Annotated in this window: 13 protein-coding genes; 12 read left to right on the top strand and 1 reads right to left on the bottom strand. The window is 50.9% G+C overall.

Translation table 11 applies throughout. The features are described from left to right. Nucleotides 1–181: 181 nt before the first annotated feature. From AC50X8_RS25955 to AC50X8_RS25910, 10 genes are all read left to right on the top strand, one after another. Entirely contained in the window at nucleotides 182–1,846 is a 1,665-nt protein-coding gene (locus AC50X8_RS25955) for an efflux RND transporter periplasmic adaptor subunit (protein ID WP_494882390.1), read from the top strand. Next, nucleotides 1,843–2,601, top strand: coding sequence for an ABC transporter ATP-binding protein (locus AC50X8_RS25950; protein WP_056036827.1), 759 nt, complete (start codon nucleotides 1,843–1,845; stop codon nucleotides 2,599–2,601). Before AC50X8_RS25955 ends, AC50X8_RS25950 begins: the two co-directional genes overlap by 4 nt. Beyond that, nucleotides 2,543–3,715 (top strand): ABC transporter permease, encoded by a 1,173-nt coding sequence (locus AC50X8_RS25945; protein WP_494882388.1) that lies wholly within the window; start codon nucleotides 2,543–2,545, stop codon nucleotides 3,713–3,715. The genes AC50X8_RS25950 and AC50X8_RS25945 overlap by 59 nt, the downstream gene beginning before the upstream one ends. A gap of 98 nt (nucleotides 3,716–3,813) precedes the next feature. Beyond that, complete coding sequence (gene spoIID, locus AC50X8_RS25940) at nucleotides 3,814–4,995, top strand: stage II sporulation protein D (protein WP_494882386.1); 1,182 nt, start codon at nucleotides 3,814–3,816, stop codon at nucleotides 4,993–4,995. Between the two features lie 119 nt (nucleotides 4,996–5,114). Next, nucleotides 5,115–5,858, top strand: coding sequence for a M23 family metallopeptidase (locus AC50X8_RS25935; protein WP_056036834.1), 744 nt, complete (start codon nucleotides 5,115–5,117; stop codon nucleotides 5,856–5,858). Between the two features lie 171 nt (nucleotides 5,859–6,029). After that, entirely contained in the window at nucleotides 6,030–6,317 is a 288-nt protein-coding gene (gene spoIIID / locus AC50X8_RS25930) for a sporulation transcriptional regulator SpoIIID (RefSeq protein ID WP_046231346.1), read from the top strand. Between the two features lie 133 nt (nucleotides 6,318–6,450). Continuing rightward, nucleotides 6,451–7,452, top strand: coding sequence for a rod shape-determining protein (locus AC50X8_RS25925; RefSeq protein ID WP_056036837.1), 1,002 nt, complete (start codon nucleotides 6,451–6,453; stop codon nucleotides 7,450–7,452). A 196-nt stretch (nucleotides 7,453–7,648) separates the two neighbouring features. Continuing rightward, nucleotides 7,649–8,518 (top strand): flagellar hook-basal body protein, encoded by an 870-nt coding sequence (locus AC50X8_RS25920; protein WP_056036841.1) that lies wholly within the window; start codon nucleotides 7,649–7,651, stop codon nucleotides 8,516–8,518. A gap of 36 nt (nucleotides 8,519–8,554) precedes the next feature. Then, on the top strand, nucleotides 8,555–9,400 hold the full coding sequence (locus tag AC50X8_RS25915) for a flagellar hook-basal body protein (protein WP_056036844.1): 846 nt from the start codon (nucleotides 8,555–8,557) through the stop codon (nucleotides 9,398–9,400). A gap of 17 nt (nucleotides 9,401–9,417) precedes the next feature. Continuing rightward, nucleotides 9,418–9,723 (top strand): DNA-directed RNA polymerase subunit beta, encoded by a 306-nt coding sequence (locus tag AC50X8_RS25910; protein WP_056036847.1) that lies wholly within the window; start codon nucleotides 9,418–9,420, stop codon nucleotides 9,721–9,723. A 161-nt stretch (nucleotides 9,724–9,884) separates the two neighbouring features. Here AC50X8_RS25910 and AC50X8_RS25905 read toward each other — a convergent pair whose 3' ends face one another. Then, nucleotides 9,885–12,086, bottom strand: coding sequence for an Ig-like domain-containing protein (locus tag AC50X8_RS25905; protein WP_155973211.1), 2,202 nt, complete (start codon nucleotides 12,084–12,086; stop codon nucleotides 9,885–9,887). 439 nt (nucleotides 12,087–12,525) lie between these two features. Between AC50X8_RS25905 and fabZ the strand changes: the two genes are divergently transcribed. Together fabZ and AC50X8_RS25895 are read left to right on the top strand one after the other, a co-directional pair. Then, nucleotides 12,526–12,957: a 3-hydroxyacyl-ACP dehydratase FabZ gene (fabZ, locus tag AC50X8_RS25900; RefSeq protein ID WP_056036855.1), complete on the top strand. Its 432-nt coding sequence runs from the start codon at nucleotides 12,526–12,528 to the stop codon at nucleotides 12,955–12,957. Nucleotides 12,958–13,096: 139 nt separating this feature from the next. Then, nucleotides 13,097–14,806: a phospho-sugar mutase gene (locus AC50X8_RS25895; RefSeq protein WP_494882379.1), complete on the top strand. Its 1,710-nt coding sequence runs from the start codon at nucleotides 13,097–13,099 to the stop codon at nucleotides 14,804–14,806. Nucleotides 14,807–14,883 lie beyond the last annotated feature (77 nt).

Here is a 14,883-nt window from a genome sequence, read left to right as displayed (position 1 = left end):
TTGAGAACAGGACAGAGGTTGTGTCCTGTTCTCTTTTTTATTTTCAGCAGCAGAAACGATGAATGTTCTTGCAGCGCGGTACTAGCTAGGGCTGATCCTCGGTCAGGCTTGTTCATTCTCCGTTCATTTTTTCATGCTATATTCGTCACGAATATGTCAGTCGGAGGGTGGAATACAGTCGATGAAAAAGTGGAAGCTATGGCTTGGTATTATCCTTGTAGTAGGCGCGGCCGGTGGAGGCGGTGCCTATTATTATTTGAAGATGGGGCAGCCGGCGACGGTGCAGGCAGCAACCTCGCAAACGGTGAAAGCGACGCGGGGCAATATTGAGCTGAAAATAAGCGCGACAGGCAGTGTAGAAGCCAACTCTCGCGAAACCGTAACGTCCGGCGTATCCGGTACGATTGCAAAGCTGAGCTTCAAAGTCGGCGATAAGGTGAAGGCAGGCCAAGTGCTGGCAACGTTTGAATCCGAGAAGGACTACGATAGCCAGATTGAGCAGACGGAGCTTTCGATTAAGAAGCAGCAAGTGCAGATGGAGCAATATCAGACCAAATATAAGGAAGCTGCGGGCACGGAGGATGAACTGGCGACCCAGCAAAGCATCAAAACGGATATGGAAATGCTGGCGCTTGAAATCAAGCAAAACCAAGACAGCCTGACCACGATGAGGGAAGATCAACTGAAGGTGACTGAGGTTGTGGCGACGATTGATGGCGAGGTGACGGAAAGCGAGGTTTCCGTTGGTGACGAGGTTGTAGCGAATACGGTTATTGCGTCTATCGTCAATTACGATTTGCTTGATTTTGTCGTGCAGGTCGATGAGCTGGATATTCCGTCGGTCAAAGTTGGCCAAGTGGTGCAAGTTTATTTGAGCGCCCTGACGGACAAGACGATCGAAGGCAAAGTAGCCAGCTTAGCTCGGGAGGGCACGGCATCGAATGGCGTATCCGCCTATGAGGTGACGATTTCGCTGGATACGATTGATGGCGTGATGACGGGCATGTCGGGGGAAGCGGACATTATTTTGGAGTCCAGAAATGATGTCGTCGTTGTACCGGTAGACGCTGTTATTGAACGTGGCGGCAAATCCTTCGTTCGCGTGCCAACGGGCACGCAAAGTGCGAGCGGGACACAAGGTACAAGCGGGGCAGCAGGGGCACAAGGAAATGCTGGAGCGTCAGGTGGACAAGGCACGGATGGAGCTGCAGGCGCTCAAGGCTCGAACGGTGCGCAAGGTGCTACGGGCACACAAGGTCAAGGCGCACCAGGAGCTCAAGGTGCCGGCGAGACACAAGGCGCTGCCGGTGCTCAAGGTACGAGTGGTGCACAGGGAGCGGCAGGCGCTCAAGGTACAAACGATGCTCAAGGCGGCACGAGTGCACAAGGAACACGCGGAGCACAAGGTGGAATCGGTGGCCAAGCTGCGGGCGGAGCTGTCCAAGGTACAGCTGGCACCCAGGGAACACGTGGAACACAAGGCGCAGCGGGTACTCAAGGTACTGGAGCAGCAGCACAGGGAGCAGCAGGTACGGGCGGAACGGCGCAAGGCACAACAAACATGCAGCGCGGCGGCGCTCAGATGGAAGGGCAGTTAGTCGAAGTAGAAGCGGGAATCAGCGATGAAACGTATGTGGAAATTATTTCGGGGCTGAATGAAGGCGACTCCGTGCTCATTCCAACGCCGCAGGGCACAGTGGGCATGACAACAACGACGACCCAGCAAAATCAAGCGACTATGGGAGGCGGCCTGATGCAAGGTGGCTTCGGCGGTGGAGGTGGCGGATTCGGCGGCGGTGGAGGCGGATTCACTGGCGGCGGCGGAGCAGGCGGTGGTCGCCCATGAGGAACGAGGGCAGCGGCATTCTAATCGACATTAACCATCTCGTCAAAAATTACGTGATGGGCCGGGAAACTGTGACGATTCTTAAAGGCGTATCCTTTCAGGTGGAAAAAGGCGATTTTGTCGCCATTGTCGGGCCTTCCGGCTCGGGAAAATCAACGATGATGAATGTCATCGGCTGTCTGGATACGCCGACCGATGGCAGCTATAAGCTGGACGGCATCGAGGTAAGAGGGATGAGCGAGAATAAGCTGGCGGATATTCGCAACAAGAAGATCGGGTTTATTTTTCAAGGCTTTCACTTGCTGCCACGGCTTACCGCACTTGAAAATTGCGAGCTGCCGCTCATTTATCGAGGGCTGCCTGCGAAGCAGCGCAGAGCTATGGCGATGAAGGCGCTGGAGCAGGTCGGCCTTGGAGAGCGGGTGCATCACCGTCCGAGCGAGCTGTCAGGCGGACAGCAGCAGCGGGTTGCCATCGCTCGGGCGCTGGCGACAAACCCGCCGATTTTGCTGGCGGATGAGCCGACTGGAGCACTCGATATGAAGACGGGGCAGGAAGTGCTGCAGCTCATGGAAGACTTGAATCGGCAGGGCCACACGATTGTGCTGATTACGCATGATATGGAGGTCGCTCATCGGGCAAGCCGTACGGTTATTATGCGGGACGGCGTGCTGACCGAGGAAAGGAGGGAAAGGGATGAAGCTGACGCAAGGGTTCAGGATGGCGATCAAGAGCGTCTTGTCAAGCAAGCTTAGAACAGCCCTCTCCATGCTGGGCATACTGATCGGCGTAGCTACAGTTATCGCGCTAGTCGGTATGGGGCAAGGCTCGACGAAGCAAGTGGAGGAGCAGGTTGCCAGCCTTGGCACCAACTCCTTGTCGGTGACCATAACAGGCCGCGGAACGGCAACCTCCCTTTCACTCGACGATGCGATGGCTTTGGCTGATATTCCGAATGTAGAGGGCGTATCTCCGACGGTCAGTGGCAGTGCAACGGTGAAATATGCGAAAAATAGTACGAGCGTGACGGTAGAGGGCATTACGCCGGATTACGAGCAGGTGAGCGATTTCAGCGTGCAGTCCGGCAGATACATCGCTTCGATGGATGTGAAAAACACCCAGAAGGTTGCATTAATTGGGGTTGATACGGCCACGGAGCTATTTGAAGAAGAGGACCCGATTGGCAAAACGATTCAAGTGAACGGCAGCCGCTTTACGATCGTCGGGCTTTTGGAGGCGAAAGGCAGCTCGCTCACCGGCTCCAACGATGAAAAAATTGCGATTCCAATTACGACGGCGCAAAAGCTTTTTGATAGTGTCGGCGTTCGTACAGTCGCTCTCAAGGTGACCGATCTTGATTTGATGGATATAACCGTTGCAGCGCTTGAGGTCAAGCTGCTGGAAAAATTCAGGGGCGATGACAGCAGCTACCGGGTGTTCAACCAGCAGGATGCGGTAGAGACGCTTAATTCGGTCAACGAGACGATGAATACGATGCTGCTTTATGTGGCAGCTATTACGCTGCTTGTCGGCGGCATTGGAGTCATGAATATTATGCTGGTGTCCGTTACGGAGCGGACGCGGGAAATCGGCATTCGCAAGTCGCTGGGTGCAAAGCGCAGAGATATTTTGTTCCAGTTTCTTGTGGAGGCCGTTGTCATTAGCGGCATGGGCGGCGCGCTTGGCATCGGGTTTGGTTATTTGGGCTCCTATGTCATTGGGGTGGTGAATGGGACGGATACTTCGGTTCCGTTTAATACGGTCATTTTGTCGTTTGCCTTCTCTGCTTTTGTCGGAATCGTGTTCGGCATTTTCCCGGCCAATAAAGCTTCGAGGCTGAAGCCAGTCGACGCGCTGCGCCACGATTAGCTCTCCTTTCTGTTCTACCCTATTAAATCCGCTCATAGAATGGACTATCCAGTTAAGCAGGATGGCATTGCTATAATAAGGTAGCGGAAGGAGCAGGGATGAGACGAAGGAGAATCGAACGCAGAGTGTCAGAAGCGCTGCAGCGCTTGAAGAGCAGCCGCTGGGTGCCTATTTTTTCAATAGGCCTATTGCTTGGCATTACCGTAGCTTTAATGAAAGTTTCCCTCGGAGGTATACCGGCCCGCATGCCCGCGACTCTAGCGAATGCACAGCCAGGAGGGGCAGTGGGGACGGTCTTTGAGCAGCCCGGCACGGGCAGCGGCAGCGGGGCGAATAAAGTCGAAGCGGGCAGCGCTGTTATCGCGCAGCATATGGGCGGGCTGTTGCCCAAAACGACAGGCGCGCTTAACGGGCTCATCGTACGCACTTATATGATGAAGGAACAGCGTACGGAAAGCTTGCCGCTGGAGGAATATGTGCGCGGCGTTATCGCGGCGGAAATGCCAGCCGATTTTGAGCTGGAAGCGCTCAAGGCGCAGGCGATAGCTGCACGCACCTATATCGTACGCCGCCTCGCTTCCGGGGATGACAGCGGCGTGGAAAATATAGAGGCAGATGTAACGGATACGATTGCCCATCAAGCCTATTTGCCGCTCGCGCAGCTGAAGCAGCATTGGCAAGGAGCCAAGCAGACGGCTAATATGAAAAAGCTGAATGAAGCGGTGAAGCAGACGGAGGGACTAATCGTCACGTATAATGGCGAGCCGATCCAAGCCGCTTTCTTTTCCACAAGCAGCGGATATACGGAAAATTCCGAAGACTATTGGTCGGGTGAGATTCCTTATTTGCGCAGCGTCGCGAGTCCATGGGACATCGAGCTGTCGCCGCGATACAAAGAAAGCGTGGAGCTGACGCTGGCGCAATTTTATGAGAAGCTTGGCCTTCAGGGGGAGAGCAGGGTTCAGCCTTCCATTCGGGTATTAGCTGCAACAGCAGGAAAAAGCATCAGCAAAATCGAAATCGCCGGAACGGTATTTACTGGCCGCGAGGTGCGCGAACGATTGGGACTAGCCTCAGCCGCTTTTACATGGCAAATGAACGATAAGGCCATTTCCATTACAACTTATGGGTATGGACATGGCGTCGGCATGAGCCAATGGGGAGCGAACGGAATGGCAAAGCTAGGCTATTCGGCGAAAGATATATTAACCTATTACTATACGGGTGCAAAGGTAGAGCAGGCTTCCAAGTTCTCGGCAGCGCTGCTTGGGCACTCCTAGCGCAGGTAAACACAGGCTTTTTCGAAATCTTAAAGTCTCTATATTTTTATCCATCATTCCATCTACCCTCACGTATAAACCTAGCGAATCTGGCAACAATGGCTAGTGAGGTGATAGAAATGAACAATCAAAACAAACCAAAGCAAGGCTCAGAGGAAACTCCCAAAAATGGACTGGGAGCATCATCTGCCGCGGGTTCAGGCAATGGATTTAAAAGGCTGCTGGCACGCAAATGGGTATCGCCAGCAATATTTATGGCCGCGGCAGCAATTATCGTAACCTTAATGTGGGTCTACCAGGGAGCGGATGACAGCAAGCAAACGACAGCCTCAGAACATCCGGACCAAACGGAAGCCACAGTAGGCGAGGGTACGGTAACACAACCGGAGGGCGCAGTTGATGAAGTCATTCGCGAAGGCGAGCAATTGCAATGGCCGGTTGTGAACAAGGACGCGCTGCAAATCGAGACACCTTTCTATGATGCTAACGCCAGCAGCGATGAGCGGCAGGCAGCTATGGTGCAGATGGGAAATACTTTCTCGCCGCACATGGGTATCGATCTTGTAGACCCGAATGACCAGCCGTTTGATGTGGTAGCCGCTATGTCGGGCAAAGTGAGCCTCGTGCTCAATCATCCGACGAATGGCAGCATTATCGAAATCAACCATGGCGACGGTCTTGTGACCACTTACCAAAGCCTTAGCGACGTGAACGTGGCGGTAGGCGATGAAGTGAAGCAGGGAACGATTATTGCCAAAGCGGCTCGCAACGAGCAGGAAAAGGATTTGGGCGTCCATCTGCACTTTGAAGTGCGTGAAAACGGAAAAGCCGTCAATCCAAGCACCGTAGTCGGCGCGCAATAAACGCTGGCAAAATAGGTCTTCAGGCCTTGCAGGCAGGGGAATATCCCCTGCCTGTTTTGTATTTTTATGAAAATTTTATGACAAACTGGCTTGTCAGGCTTGGCCATAAAGAATATATACCCGCGCCCCTCATATAATGTACCAAACTATCTCGAGTAGGGAGGCGGGAACGTGCACGATTACATCAAAGAGCGAACCATTAAAATAGGCCGTTGCATCGTGGAGACGAAGCACACGGTACGAACGATCGCCAAGGAGTTCGGCGTATCTAAGAGTACGGTCCATAAGGATTTAACCGAACGGCTGCCGGAAATTAACCCCGACCTGGCGGATCAGGTGAAGCACATTTTGGAGTATCACAAGTCAATCCGCCATCTGCGCGGGGGAGAAGCAACGAAAATCAAATATAAGAAAACGAGCACGAAGAAGAGGGAAGTTCTGGCAGCCGGGAAAACATAATTTATTCGCAAATTATTACAAAAGGGTAGAGGATTTTATAGTTTTTTGGCGAATAATGTACGTTAGGGGTTTCTACGTCGTGGGAACTAATTGACCGTAGCGTTTACACTATTCGTTGGAGGACTTACGCCTTATGCTAAGCAAGGACATTGGAATTGATTTGGGAACGGCTAACGTATCTATTCATGTAAAAGGGAGAGGCGTTGTGCTCGATGAGCCGTCTGTCGTCGCGATTGAGAGCGACACGAAGAAGGTGCTTGCCGTTGGTGAGGAAGCTCACCGGATGGTCGGCCGTACGCCAGGAAACATTATTGCAATCCGCCCGTTAAGGGATGGGGTTATTGCTGACTTCGAAATAACGGAAATTATGTTGAAAGCGTTTATTGATCGGGTAGAAGGGCGTAAATGGCTGAGCCGTCCGCGCATCTTGATTTGCGCGCCAACGAATATTACATCCGTTGAGCAGAAGGCGATTCGTGAAGCAGCGGAACGCAGCGGAGCCAAGGAAGTATTTTTGGAAGAGGAAGCTAAAGCTGCCGCTATTGGGGCTGGAATGGACATCTTCCAGCCTAGCGGCAACATGGTTGTAGATATTGGCGGAGGCACGACGGATGTAGCGGTCCTGTCCATGGGCGACGTCGTGACCGCCTCTTCTATTAAAATCGCAGGAGACAAATTCGATGCTGCGATCATGAAGTATATTAAAGATAAGTACAAGCTGCTGATCGGCGAGCGGACAAGCGAGGATATCAAGATCAAAATCGGTAAAGTTTACGAGGACGGACAACGCTCGGAAATGGATATCCGTGGACGCGATATGGTAACGGGCTTGCCGCTGACCATGACGATTCATTCGGAAGAGATTCAAGAAGCGCTTTGGGATTCGGTCATGTCAATCGTGGCTACGGCGAAGTCCGTACTGGAAAAAACGCCGCCTGAGCTGTCGGCAGATATTATTGACAGGGGCGTTATTTTGACCGGTGGCGGTGCATTGCTGAATGGCCTGGATACGCTGCTTGCGGAAGAACTCAAGGTTCCGGTGCTGATTGCGGAAGATCCGATGCATTGCGTCGTTAAAGGTACCGGCATTCTGCTTGATAACTTGGACAAGCTTGGCAAGAAGCCTCGCTTCTAAGAAGTTAGGCAGAAGCAGCGCTTGCATAGCCGTTTGCGCGGGTAGGGCGTTTAAAAGGGGACGCGCCGAGGCGTTAAATTGAGTCAAAGGTCGCATAGGAAGCTATAACTGAAGTCATGCCTATAACCGATATATAAATAGTGGCATATACAGCGAGAGGGAACAGCCTTATACGATCTTCGAGGAGGCAATTGCAATGCTTAGAGGGCTTTACACAGCAGCTGCAGGCTTGACGGCCCAGCAGCGCAGACATGATACCGTAACGAATAATATTTCAAATATAAATACACCGGGCTATAAGCAGACGAATGCGGTCACGCGTTCGTTCCCGGATACGCTGCTTTCCATGACAGGGGTACAGGGCGAGTCAAGCAAGTCCATCGGTCGTCTCGGCATGGGGGTATTTGCAGAGGAGAGCTTGTCGCTGCATGTTCAAGGGGACTTGTCCCAGACGGACAAGCCTACTGACTTCGCACTCGTGTCCAACATTGCGGTGGAGGGTGCGGCGTTTGACGAGTCCGGCAAATACGTCGCTGATGACGGTACGGTGACGTTCCAGCCGCAAGCATTCTTTACGCTGCAGGATGCGCAAGGGGATCTTCGCTATACGCGGGGCGGCTCCTTTACGCTGACAGCGGACGGTTTTCTCGTTAACGGAGACGGCGCCAATGTGCTGGGAGCTGATGGGAATCCTATTCAATTCGCAGCAGGCATTGGGCTTGAGCAGCTGTCGCTGACGAAGGATTTGCGTTTTGTTAATACGCAAACCGGTGTGGATAGTGGCGTACAGCCGCTTCTGGTGACGCGAATAAACGAGCCGAACCAACTCGTACGCGCCGGAGACGGCCAGTTCCGTTTTAATGGAGACGCCGCGCAAGCCGTAGCGCTTCAGGAAACGGATCAGGTGGAGGTGCAGCAAGGCTATGTGGAGCGTTCCAACGTAGATGCGGCACAATCCTCCGTTGATTTAATGGCGGCGCTTCGCGCTTATGAAGCCAACCAGAAGGTTGTACAATTTTATGATCAAAGTCTGGAGAAGGCTGTAACGGAAGTAGGCCGCGTTTAAGACGAAGTCAGCAACGGAACGTGAAGGAGGCAGACGATGAACGGCTCAATGATTAATGCGGTAGTCTCGATGGGTGGACTCCAGCAGAAGCTTGATATGATCGCTGATAATATCGCCAACGTGAATACAGTAGGCTATAAGCGGAAGGAAGCAACCTTTGAGGATTTGTTGACGAATGTCAGCAAGCAGCCAAATGATTTTAAACAGCCGGGCCGTATGACGCCGCTTGATTTTAACCAAGGCTGGGGCTCCCAGCTGACGATGATTAAGCCGAATCTGGAGCAAGGAACGATCGCAACGACAGGTAAGGACACGGACTTTGCTATTGAAGGAAATGCGTTGTTCGAGGTCATTGTGAACGCTAATGGCGACCGTGCATATACGCGTAACGGTGCGTTTCAGTTGACGGTTAATGCAAACGGTGATAACATTTTGGCAACGGCTGAAGGCTATCCTATTGTTTCGACAATGGTAACCCAGCCAGGAAATGTAGTAGTTGAGCAGCCAGTAACTGTTCCAGATGGCTATAAGCTGGTTATTGGCGCTGATGGCAGTGCGCAAGGTGTTGCTGCTGACGGTACAACCATTAATTTAGGCACAATTAAATTGATGCAAGCAACCCGACCTTCTGCTCTTACTCAGCTGGATGACAATTTGTTTGCCGTAGCTGAAGGGCTGAACGTGGGTGATGTAATCCAAGAGGTTACTCCTGACGCGGATAATGCGATCGCGCTGCGCCAAGGCTCTCTTGAGCAATCCAATGTGGATATGAGCAGCGAGATGACTGAGCTGATTAATGTACAACGTGCTTACCAACTGGTAGCTAGGGCATTAACATCAAGCGATTCGATGATGGGGTTGGCGAACGGCTTGCGCAGATAGATAGGGTGATGGTGGTTATGAGTACGACGAATGAACGAGCTGACTTTGCGGATGACAGGCTGGAAGATGAACAAGCAGAACAGACCCGCAGCAGCTCGCGCAGGAAGGGGCAAGGCTCCGCTCCAGAGAAGAAGAAGCGGCCCCTGGTACTGAGAATCATATTATGGATTTTGCGCCGCAGCATTGTGCCTTGCATCATGGTCATTATGCTGATTGCGGGCCTCTATATCGGTTATACGGTGCTGGGCAAGCAATCGGGAGATGATGTGTTTGAGTGGTCAACTTGGCAGCATGTCTATGATCTTGTATTTTCGGATTCGTAGTTCGCACCGTACGATTGGTTAAAGGCGGTATTCGCAGCTTATTGCGGATGCCGCTTTTTTTGCTTCGTCTGCGGGAGAGGTATAAGCAGATAAAAAAAGAACACCGATCCGTTTGTTTAAAATACAAGCGGAAGGTGTTCTTTTTCATAATAATCATAGGCTTATTTAACAGTTACACGCATCGATACCGTTTTGCCGTCAAAGGTAGCTTTAATGGTAGCGGAACCTTTGCTCAGAGCGATAATTTTGCCATTGGATACAGTAGCTACGCTCGCTTTGTTTGTTACCCAAGCTGCGCTCGTTGTTACGTCTACTGGATTGCCTGTCGTATAATTGGCTTGCAGCTTCAGCGAATAAGAAGCGCCTGGGCTAAGCTTAAGCGATTTATCCGAAAGGGTTAGCGATTTAAGCTTAGGTGAAACCGTAATCGGAATTTCCAGCGTTTTTCCTTGATAAGAGCCAGTCAGCTTGCCGCTGCCTACAGCCAGTGCTTTGACGGTGCTGCCATTAACCGTTGCTAAGGTGCTGGAAGAAACGGTCCAGTTCATTTTGGAGCTCAGAACCACTTTCTTGCCGCTCACATAGTAGCCTGTTACTTTAACCGACTTGCTTTTGCCTGGGTAGAGCTCAAGGCTGGATGGTTCTGCTACCAGCTTCTCGATCTCTTCTTCAACGTAAGCTTTGACGGTAGTTGTTTTATTTAAATAGGTTGCTGTTAATGTCACTTTGGAGGCTTCAAGCCCCTTTACTTTGCCATTAACGACAATTGCATTATCCGATGATGCTTTCCACGTTGCTTTGGAGGAAACATCCTCTTCCGATCCATCTTGATTTACAACCGTAATCGTAGGCAGCGCCAAATCCTTGCCGATTACTACGCTAAGTTCTTTGGTGCTTGGGACGAGCTTCACAGGTGTAAGGTGTACATTGAGCTCAAATGTCGCTTTCAGGCCATTAAGCTCGGCTGTTACGACCGTTTTGCCTACAGCATCTGCTGTCCATTTGCCATCTTTAATAGTAGCAATTTTTTCGTCGGCTACCGTCCATTTCACAATTTTGGAAACGTCAGCTGTATCTCCGCCGAAAGTATTGCCGCTCACTTTAGGCAGCGTCTCGCTTTTTTCCGGGAATGTATCGATAGACTCTTTATCGATTGTCAGCTCGGTGACGCTAGGGAAAACCGTAATGTCAATGCTCCGGCTGATGCCTTTGATAGAAGCTGTAATTTTAGTTGTTCCAACCGCTTTCGGCGTTACAAGTCCATTCGTTACTGTAGCGACCAATAGGTTGGAGGATGTCCATTCCGCTTGCGTAGTAACGTTCTCATCATTGCCGGAAAGCTCCTGAACTTCAGCCGTAATTTGCAAGCCAGGGCTGTTCAGCATCATTTGATATTCTTTGGCTGGCGACAGCTTGATCGATTGGTATGGCGTACGAACGACAACATCAATGGTCGAGCTTACTCCTAAATAAGTTGCGGTAATCTTAGTTTGGCCAGTCGCAACTGGAGTTACAACTCCATCCTCGACGGTTGCAACAGCAGCGCTGCTAGTTGTCCAAGTAGCCTTTGCCGTTACCGTTTCTGTCGAGCCGCTCGTCGTTGTAGCTATTGCTTGAATCGTCTGGTCATCGTCGCCCATATCGATTTCAAGCAGCGTCTTTGGCGACAAAGCCAATGATTTATAAGGGGAAGTGACGACGAGCTTTACAGTGTCGGACTTTCCTTTATATTTGGCTGTAATGGTTGTTGTTCCTACGCCTACCAGCGTGACTGTACCATCATCAACTGTCGCGACGGAAGAGCTGGAGGATGTCCAGGTTGCATTGGTAGTAATGTTTTCATTGGAGGCGCCGCTCTTAATCCCGCTTAGCGTAAATACTTGCTCTGCGCCAAGACTTACATCATAGCTTTCTGCGGCGTTGCTGCCATTTTTCAAAATTTGTACAGAATCATATACGTAATCGGATGTAACTTTAATATTTTGCGTGTATCCGCCGTAAGTAGCGCTAATCGTAGCCGTTCCTTTGCCTACAGCCGTCAGGACGCCCTTGTCCACTTTGACGTAGGAGGTGTTGGACGATTTCCAAGTAGCGGAGGCGCTAACGTCCTTCTTGGTGGAAGAGCTTGAAGTGGCAGCCAGCAAGGAGACGATAACGGCATCGTCATCAATAAATACTTCCAGTGATGAAGTGCTGGTATTGTAATCCCAAGAATCATAACTTAGTTCAATGCCTGTTACTGTTTCGTCTGCAGCACTCGCGATGCTGCTGAATGTGGTAGCGATGAGCATGACAGATAGAACGGCGGCGAGCCATCTCCTGATTTCTCTGAGCGACTTGTTCCCGTTTACACTTAAATTCACTACATCCTATCCCTTCGTCTATAGAATAAAAAAACTCTCTATTCTATATAACGGTTTACATATAGAGGAAATGAATAAAGATGTCGTATTTTGTTTGAAAAAAATCATTTGCCGCCGCAATTGTACCTGCAAGTCCCAAGTTTAGCCATACGAGGGCTATGGCAGTTTTATTTTTGATACGGTAGTTGTATAATGGTTTGGAGCCTTAATGCCGCGCCCGCCAAGGGGTAGAATGCTTGCCATTCTGCACTTGCGTGCCACCAGGGAGTCCATAGGGATTCGCGGTAAAATGAAAGAAGCTTGGCCGCAGACGCTTCGGGTCCGCACAGCCAAGCCCTCTATCTCAACCTTCACAAACTGCAGCTTCATGAAGGATATCTATAGTTTCAGTAAAAATTGCATTTTTTATACCCTCGACAACAAGGAAGGAGCTTAATTCATGCTCGATATTAATCAAATTCAGGAAATTATCCCTCATCGCCCGCCTTTTTTGCTCATTGACCGTATTTTGGAGGTAGAGCCGGGTGTCAGAGCGGTTGGCCTGAAAAATGTAACGATGAACGAACCTTATTTTGTAGGACATTTTCCGGCTTATCCTGTTATGCCTGGCGTGCTTATCGTTGAGGCACTGGCGCAGGTCGGCACTGTAGCGATGCTTATGCTGGAGGCCAACAAAGGCAAATTAGGCTTTTTTGCAGGCATTGATGGCGTTCGGTTCCGCGGTCAGGTGAAGCCTGGCGATACGCTTACGCTGGAGGTCGTCATTACCAGATTGAAAGGCAGCATCGGCAAAGGACAAGCTACTGCAAAAGTGGGAGATCAAGTTGTTGCTGAAGGCGAGCTTATGTTTGCCCTGTCCGATCCGTCTTAAATTTATTAAAATATAAGAATTTATAAGTTTGATCTTTATCAAACGGCTTATATTTCACACGCGAAACGGTAGCTTTGCCGCCATAGGGCGGTGACAGCCGTTTACGCTAGTTTCATTTATATATAAGGGAGAGATCCGTATGAGTCAAAATGAAGTGGCAATGCAGCGTTACAATGCTTGGTTAAATGATCCATTGATTGATGAAGCGACCAAAGAGGAGCTTCGCGGCATCGCAGGCGATGAGAAGGAGATTACAGACCGTTTCTATCGCGATCTGGAATTCGGTACAGGCGGACTGCGCGGCGTTATGGGCGCGGGCACGAACCGTCTTAATACGTATACCGTCGGCAAAGCGACGCAAGGGCTGGCGAACTGGCTGCTGGGACAAGCTTCGGGCGATGCGCCTTCGATGGTTATTGCTCACGACTCCCGCAACTATTCACCGGAATTTGCGCTGGATTCAGCGCTTGTGCTGGCGGCAAACGGCGTGAAAACTTATTTGTTCCAATCGCTGCGCGCAACGCCACAGCTGTCGTATGCTGTTCGCTCGCTTAAAGCTTCCAGCGGTATTGTGATTACGGCAAGCCATAATCCGCCTGAATATAATGGCTATAAGGCGTATGGGGCTGACGGCTGCCAGCTCATTCCTGAGGATGCGGAGCAGGTTATCGCTTCCATTCAGCAGGTGACGGGTTTTGATCAGGTGAAGCGTCTGAGCCGTGAAGAAGCAGAGGCGCAAGGCCTGCTCGTCTGGCTGGGCGAGGATGCCGATGAATCCTACATTAATACGGTGGTCGCGCAAAGCTTGAATGTGGAGCTTCTTCGCAGCGGTGTTGGCGAGCAGTTCAGCGTTGTATTCACCCCTCTTCATGGAACAGGCAATTTGCCGGTTCGCGAGGTGCTTGCGAAAGTCGGATTTAGCAATGTACATATTGTCGCGGAGCAGGAGCAGCCGGATGGCTACTTTAGCACGGTCAAATCTCCTAACCCGGAAGAACGCGAGGCGTTTACGCTAGCGATCAAGCTGGCGCAGCAGGTCAATGCCGATATTATTATCGGAACAGACCCAGATGCAGACCGGATGGGCGCAGTTGTGAAAAACAATAACGGCGAATATGTCGTGCTGACCGGCAACCAGTCGGGCGCCTTGATGGTGAATTATGTGCTCAGCCAGCTCACGGAGCGCGGACAATTGCCGGATAATGGCGTTGTTATCAAAACGATTGTTACGAGCGAGATGGGTGCGGATATTGCCCGCTCTTACGGTGTAGCTGTTGAGAATACGCTCACTGGCTTTAAATATATCGGCGAGAAAATGACAGGCTATGAAAAAACGGGCGAGCGCTCGTTCCTTTTCGGCTATGAAGAAAGCTACGGTTATTTGACTGGAACTTACGCACGGGATAAGGATGCTATCGTAGCGGCTTTGCTGATTTGTGAAGCAGCAGCATATTATAGAAGCTTAGGTAAAACACTATATGATGTATTGCTTGAGCTGTATGAGAAGCATGGCGTTTATTTGGAAGGTTTGGAATCGCGGACGCTGAAGGGTCTTGACGGCGTACAAAAAATTGCTGGCATTATGGACAGCTGGCGCAATCAGCCGCCTGTTGATATTAACGGCGTGAAGGTAGAGCAGGTGCTCGATTACAAGCTCGGATTGGACGGTCTCCGTCCGGAAAACGTGCTGAAATATATGCTTGCCGATGGCTCATGGTTCTGTCTTCGTCCATCGGGTACCGAGCCGAAGATTAAGGTTTATTTTGCGGTTCGCGGTGAATCGACAGTGCAAGCTGAAGAAGCGCTGAATGCTTTGCGCCAGGCGGTTATGGCAAGAGTAGACGGGTAAGGATTATTTGGCTTTAACCGTGGGCAACCGCTCGACAATAGAGCAGTAGGAAGCGGAATGACAAGGATCGATGAACG

The organism is Paenibacillus sp. JT22N15, from assembly GCF_059383755.1.
Note: the sequence above shows the minus strand (reverse complement) of the source record. Positions and strands in the feature narration are given on the sequence as shown.

Coding starts and splice junctions, on each gene's coding strand:
- AC50X8_RS25955 (WP_494882390.1), top strand. CDS start 182: ATGAAAAAGTGGAAGCTATGGCTTGGTATTATCCTTGTAGTAGGCGCG.
- AC50X8_RS25945 (WP_494882388.1), top strand. CDS start 2,543: ATGAAGCTGACGCAAGGGTTCAGGATGGCGATCAAGAGCGTCTTGTCA.
- AC50X8_RS25895 (WP_494882379.1), top strand. CDS start 13,097: ATGAGTCAAAATGAAGTGGCAATGCAGCGTTACAATGCTTGGTTAAAT.
- AC50X8_RS25935 (WP_056036834.1), top strand. CDS start 5,115: ATGAACAATCAAAACAAACCAAAGCAAGGCTCAGAGGAAACTCCCAAA.
- AC50X8_RS25915 (WP_056036844.1), top strand. CDS start 8,555: ATGAACGGCTCAATGATTAATGCGGTAGTCTCGATGGGTGGACTCCAG.
- AC50X8_RS25910 (WP_056036847.1), top strand. CDS start 9,418: ATGAGTACGACGAATGAACGAGCTGACTTTGCGGATGACAGGCTGGAA.
- AC50X8_RS25925 (WP_056036837.1), top strand. CDS start 6,451: ATGCTAAGCAAGGACATTGGAATTGATTTGGGAACGGCTAACGTATCT.
- AC50X8_RS25950 (WP_056036827.1), top strand. CDS start 1,843: ATGAGGAACGAGGGCAGCGGCATTCTAATCGACATTAACCATCTCGTC.
- spoIID (WP_494882386.1), top strand. CDS start 3,814: ATGAGACGAAGGAGAATCGAACGCAGAGTGTCAGAAGCGCTGCAGCGC.
- AC50X8_RS25920 (WP_056036841.1), top strand. CDS start 7,649: ATGCTTAGAGGGCTTTACACAGCAGCTGCAGGCTTGACGGCCCAGCAG.
- fabZ (WP_056036855.1), top strand. CDS start 12,526: ATGCTCGATATTAATCAAATTCAGGAAATTATCCCTCATCGCCCGCCT.